This is a genomic window from Streptomyces sp. LUP30 (assembly GCF_001746365.1).
Classification (GTDB): Bacteria; Actinomycetota; Actinomycetes; order Streptomycetales; family Streptomycetaceae; genus Streptomyces.
The window spans coordinates 1-6,312 of sequence record NZ_MJAJ01000108.1 but is presented as its reverse complement, the minus strand read 5'-3'; the positions used below and the strand labels follow the sequence as shown (position 1 = coordinate 6,312).

The following is a 6,312-nucleotide window of genomic DNA, read 5'->3' as shown; positions in this document are numbered from 1 at the left end:
GCCCGAAGCCCTCACACCCCCCAACACCCCACCGACAGGCGCCGATTCACCCACCCCCACATCCACCAACACCACCCGGCCCGGCTCCTCCGCCTGCGCCGAACGCACCAACCCCCACACCGCAGCCGCCACCGGATCCACCCCACCAGACCCACCCCCGACACCGACGTCCACCGCACCCCGCGTCACCACCACCAGACAACCCGAACCCGAACCCGAAGACGTCAAGAACGACTGCACCGCAGACAGAACACCAGCCGTCACCTCACGCACCGCCCCGGCATCCAGCACCGCCGACGGCACCTCCAACACCTCCACACCAACCGCAGCCTCCGCGTCCTCACCCACCGGCAGAGACGACCACTCCACCCGGAACAACGCATCACCACCACCGCCCCCAGGCACTCCAAGCTGCCCTTCGGGAACCGCCCGCAACACAAGCGACTCCACCGACGCGATCAAGGCACCTTCGCCACCGGCTTCGAAGACCTCCAGGCGTGACGCGTCGGAACCGCTCTCGACCGGTGTCACCCTGATCCGGACAGCCGCGGCACCGGTGGCATGCAAGGTCACTCCACGCCACTCCGCGGACAGACCCGTGTGCCCGGTCGCACGAGCCGCGGCTTCCAGAAGCACCGGGTGCAGGCCGAAGCGTCCGGCATCCGCCCCGAGTTCCTCGTCCAGGGCAAGCTCGATGTACTCCTCCGGCGCGGCCGCTTCACTGCCTGGTACCGGAGCCGCGTCAGAGGAGGACAGGGTGCCGGTAGCGTGGCGGGTCCAGAACTCGTCGCCGTTGTCCGCACGGGTGTACACGCCCACCGTGCGGTGTCCCTCGTCGTCGGCACCCCCCACCGAGACCTGGACGCGAAGGGCTTCCGTGGCAGGCAGCACGATCGGTGTCGCGATCGTGAGTTCACGCACCGTACCGGCGCCGACCTCATCGCCCGCGCGGATCGCCAGTTCGACCAGAGCCGCTCCCGGCACCATGCCGGCGCCCGGCGCGATGTCCTCGACCAGCCATGGCTGAGCCTTGCGCGACAACCGTCCGGTACACAGCACTCCCCCGGTCTCCGGCACTGCCATCACCGCGCTGAGCAGTGGGTGCCCCAGCAACACGTCAGTCGTCGGAGCGGTGGCGGCCAGCCAGAACCGCTGGTGTTGGAAGGCGTAGGTGGGCAGGTCCACACGCCGGACGTCCGTTCCGGCGAACACCTTCTCCCAGTCCACCTCCACACCACGGGCATGCAGCCGGCCAAGGCTGCTCATCAAGGCACGGTCCTCAGGCACGTCCCGTCGCATGGAAGGCACGCAGTCCTGAGCCACCATCCCCGACAGCACACCGTCGGGACCCAGCTCCAAGAACGTGGAAACCTTCAACTCCCGCAACGCCTGAACCCCGTCATGGAAACGGACCGTGCCGCGCACGTGCTCCACCCAATACTCCGGCGAACACAACCGACCCGCCTCCGCCACCTCACCGGTCAGGTTCGACACCACCGGCAGAACAGGCTCGTGAAACGTCAGCCCCGCCACGACCCGACGGAACTCCTCCAGCATCGGATCCATCAACGACGAATGGAAAGCGTGCGACACCCGCAACCGCTTCGTCCGCCGGCCCTCGAAACCAGCCACCACCCCCGCGACCGCGTCCTCAGCACCCGACAGCACCACCGAGGACGGGCCGTTGACCGCGGCGATACTCACACCCTCCGACAGCAGAGGCGTGACCTCGTCCTCGGTCGCCTCGACCGCGTACATCACCCCACCCGACGGCAGAGCCTGCATCAGCCGGCCCCGCGCCACCACCAGAGCCGCCGCATCCTCCAACGACCACACACCCGCCACAAACGCAGCCGTCACCTCACCGATCGAATGACCCGCCAGATAGTCGGGACGCACACCCCACGACTCCACCAGCCGGAACAACGCCACCTCGACCGCGAACAGCGCCGGCTGCGCATACCGCGTCTCCTCCAACAACGCCGACCCATCACCGAAGACCAGATCCTTCAGCGAACAGCCCAGACCCTCATCGACAACCGCGCACACCTCATTGAACGCCTCCGCGCCACCTCACCGATCGAATGACCCGCCAGATAGTCGGGACGCACACCCCACGACTCCACCAGCCGGAACAACGCCACCTCGACCGCGAACAGCGCCGGCTGCGCATACCGCGTCTCCTCCAACAACGCCGACCCATCACCGAAGACCAGATCCTTCAGCGAACAGCCCAGACCCTCATCGACAACCGCGCACACCTCATTGAACGCCTCCGCGAACACCGGGAACGCCCCATACAACTCACGCCCCATCCCAGCCCGCTGCGCCCCCTGACCCGTGAACAACACACCCAGACGCCCCGGAACCACCGCCTGCGACTCCACCGACGCGAGATGCTCACGCGCCTCAGCCACCGAACCCGCCACCACCACCGCACGATGATCGAAACGAGCACGCCCCGTAGCCAACGAATACGCCACATCCGTCAGACTCAGTTCGGGCTGCTCTTCCAGGAACCCGGCCAGCCGTGCCGCCTGGGCACGAACCGCCTCCGGCGACCTGCCCGACACCACCAACGGCACCACACCACCCGGCGCCACACCGTCCGGCGCCACCGCACGCTCCACCGGAGACTCCGTCTGGACGGCCTCCAGAATCACGTGCGCGTTCGTCCCACTGATACCGAACGCCGACACACCAGCACGCCGAGGACGGTCCGGTGCCGACGGCCACTCCCGCGCCTCCCTCAGCAGTTCCACCGCACCCGCCGACCAGTCCACCGCCGATGACGGCTCGTCCACGTGCAGCGTCTTCGGCAGCACACCGTGCCGCATCGCCTGCACCATCTTGATCACACCCGCCACACCCGCAGTGGCTCCCGTGTGACCGAGGTTCGACTTCAGGGCGCCGAGCAGCAGTGGGCGGTCGTCGCCAGGGCGCTCCTGACCGTACGTCGCGATCAACGCCTGCGCCTCGATCGGGTCGCCGAGAGACGTACCCGTGCCATGCGCCTCGACCGCGTCGACGTCGGACGCCGACAGACCGGCGTTCGCCAGCGCCTGGCGGATCACACGCTGCTGGGAAGGACCGTTGGGCGCGGTCAGTCCGTTGGACGCGCCGTCCTGGTTGACCGCACTGCCCCGCACCAGGGCCAGCACCTCATGACCGTTGCGCCGCGCGTCCGACAGACGCTCCAGCAGTACCAGACCGACACCCTCGGCCCAGCCGGTACCGTCCGCGCCGTCGGCGAAGGCCTTGCAGCGTCCGTCGGGCGCCAGGCCCCGCTGACGGGAGAACTCCACGAAGACACCGGGGCTGGACATCACGGCCACGCCGCCGGCCAGGGCGAGCGAGCACTCACCGCCGCGCAGGGCCTGCATCGCGGAGTGCATGGCGACCAGTGAGGACGAGCACGCCGTATCGATGGTGAGCGCGGGTCCCTCCAGGCCGAGGACGTACGACACACGGCCGGAGGCGACACTGCCCGCGCTGCCGGTCAGGGCGTAGCCCTCGGTGCCCTCGGCGCCGCCGCCGAGGCGCGGGGTGTAGTCCTGGGCTCCCATGCCGGTGAAGACACCGACGTCCTTGCCCCGCAGCGAGGTCGGGTCGATGCCCGCCCGCTCGAAGACCTCCCAGGAGGTCTCCAGCAGCAGCCGCTGCTGCGGGTCCATCGCCAGTGCCTCGCGGGGGTTGATACCGAAGAACCCGGCGTCGAAGTCGGCGACGCGCTGCAGGAAACCGCCCTTGCGGACGTAGGTCGTGCCGGGGGCGTCGGGGTCGTCGGAGAGCAGGCCGTCCAGGTCCCAGCCGCGGTCGGTCGGGAAGTCGACGAGGGCGTCGCGGCCTTCGGCGAGCAGGGTCCACAGGTCCTCGGGCGAGGTGACGCCGCCGGGGAGGCGGCAGCCCATGGAGACGATCGCGATCGGGTCGTCGGCCGCAGGGGACGACGCCGATGCCGATGCCGATGCCGGTGCCGGTGCGACGGAGGGCTGGATGTGGGTGGCGCGGTCTCCGAGGAGTTGTGTGCGGAGGTGGTCGGCCAGCGCCCTCGGGTTCGGGTAGTCGAAGACGAGGGTGGCGGGCAGGCGCAGTTGGGTGGCTGCGTTGAGACGGTTGCGCAGTTCCACCGCGGTGACGGAGTCGAATCCGATCTCCTTGAACGCCCTGTCCTCCTCGACGCCTTCGGTGTCCGGGTGGCCGAGGACGGCTCCGGCTTCGGTCCGTACCAGGCCCACCAGCAGGTGTTCCTGTTCCGCCGGGGAGAGGCGCAGGAGTTCGGAGCGAAGGGCGGAGGCGTCGGTGCCGGGGCGGTCCTCGGTCGTGCCGGCGAGGAGTTCGGTGACCTCGGGCAGGCCGCGCAGCAGGGGTCGGGGACGGCTGAGGGTGAAGGCCGGGGCGAAGCGGGTCCAGTCGATGCCGGCGACGACGACATGGGTCTCGTCGTGTTCGACGGCCTGCACCAGGGCGGTGACGCCGAGATGGGGGTCCATCAGGGAGAGGCCGAGTTTGGCGAACTCTCCCGCCATCGACGCGTCGACCATGCCTCCGCCGTCCCACGCGCCCCAGGCGATGGAGGTGGCGGTCAGTCCGCGGGCACGACGGTGGTGGGCCAGTGCGTCGAGGTACGCGTTGGCTCCGGCGTACGAGGTGAGACCGTTGCTCCCCCAGGCGGTGGCGCCGGAGGAGAAGAGAACGAAGGCGTCGAGTTCGCGGTCGCCGAGCAGGTCGTCCAGGTGACGAGCGCCGTCGATCTTGGCGCGGCCCATCTCGGCGAACTGCTCGATCGTGAGTCCGGACAGGGGCGATTCGGTCTGGGGTGCGCCGGCGAGGTGCAGGACGGCGGTCAGCGGCAGTTCGTCGGGGACCGCGTCGAGGAGGGCGGCGACCGCGTCGCGGTCGGCGATGTCGCAGGCGGTGACGGTGACCCGGACGCCGTGGGATTCGAGTTCGGCGCGGAGCTCACCGGCGCCGGGGGCGTCGGGGCCGCGGCGGCTGGTCAGGACCAGGTGTTCGGCGCCCTGCTCGGCCAGCCGGCGTGCGACATGGGCTCCTGTGCCGCCCGTGCCGCCGGTGATGAGGACGGTGCCTCGTGGGGTCCAGGGTGTGACGGCCGGGGCCCCGTCCAGCGGGGCGCGGCGCATACGGCGGGCGTGCAGGCCGTCGGCGCGTACGGCGAGCTGGTCCTCGTCACCGGCTCCGGAGAGGGCGGTGCACAGCAGGTCGAGGGTGTGCGGGTCGAGGGTGTGCGGGTCGGGTCGGTCGATGCCGGCGGGCAGGTCGACGAGGCCGCCCCAGGAACGCGGGTGGTCCAGGGCAAGGACGGTGCCGATGCCCCACATGACGTGCTGGGCGATGTCGGTCAGCTCGGCCGGGTCGGCGACGGCGACACCGCCGGACGTGACCGCCCACAGGGGCGCCTCGATACCGGCGTCGCCGAGGGCCTGGACGAGGGTCACGGTGCCGATCGTGCCGCGCGACCAGGTGGGGTGGGCGGGGTGCGGTCGGCCGTCGAGTGCGAGGAGCGACACGATCCCTGCAAGGGGCTGGTCGGGCAGGGCGGCGGCCAGCGCATCCCGGTCCGCGTGCTCGGTGTCGACGTCGATGCGCACGATCTGCACGCCACGCTCGGTGAGACCGGTGGCGACGGCTTCGGCGAGCGGGCCGCCGCCGCTGTCGGTGCCAGTGCCGGTGCCGGTGCCGGTGGCTATGAGCCAGGTGCCGGAGAGGGTGTCGGGGAGGGTGGCGGTGGTGTCGATCCGGTCCCAGCCGAGGCGGTAGCGCCATCCGTCGACGACGGACCGCTCCTGTCGGCGGCGGCGCCAGGAAGAGAGGGCCGGCAGGACCTCGTCGAGTACGGAGGCCTTGAGCTGGAGGTCGTCGGCGAGGGCGTCGGTGTCGCCGGCCTCGATCGCGGCCCAGAAGGCGGCGTCGACGGGGTCGGCCTCGACAGCGGGCCCGTCGTTCGCATCGAGCCAGTAGCGCTGGTGTTGGAAGGGATACGTCGGCAGCTGCGTGCGCCGTGCCCCCCGCGCATCGAACGCAGCCTCCCAGTCGACATCCACACCCCCCGCGAACACCTCACCCACCGACCGCAAAAACCGCTCCAAGCCCCCCTCACCACGACGCAACGACCCCACCACCAGACCATCCACACCCACCGCACCCATCGTCTCCGCCACCACAAAACCCAGCACCGGATGCGGACTCATCTCCACGAACACCCGCCGACCCTCACCCAACAAAACCCGCGTCACCTCCATCTCCACGAACACCCGCCGACCCTCACCCAACAAAACCCGCGTCACCTCC

Annotated in this window: 2 protein-coding genes; both read right to left on the bottom strand. The window is 70.2% G+C overall.

What is annotated here, in order from left to right:
- The coding region (locus tag BG482_RS45745) for an acyltransferase domain-containing protein (protein WP_256096620.1) at window positions 1-2,049 on the bottom strand (2,049 nt) is incomplete at its 3' end.
- Entirely contained in the window at window positions 2,010-6,212 is a 4,203-nt protein-coding gene (locus BG482_RS45740; RefSeq protein ID WP_306287019.1) for an SDR family NAD(P)-dependent oxidoreductase, read from the bottom strand. The genes BG482_RS45745 and BG482_RS45740, both read right to left, overlap by 40 nt.
- Between the last annotated feature and the right edge of the window lie 100 nt (window positions 6,213-6,312).

Bases quoted from the DNA above. Each gene is read 5' to 3' on its own strand.
- BG482_RS45740 (WP_306287019.1), bottom strand. From the start codon at position 6,212: ATGAGTCCGCATCCGGTGCTGGGTTTTGTGGTGGCGGAGACGATGGGT.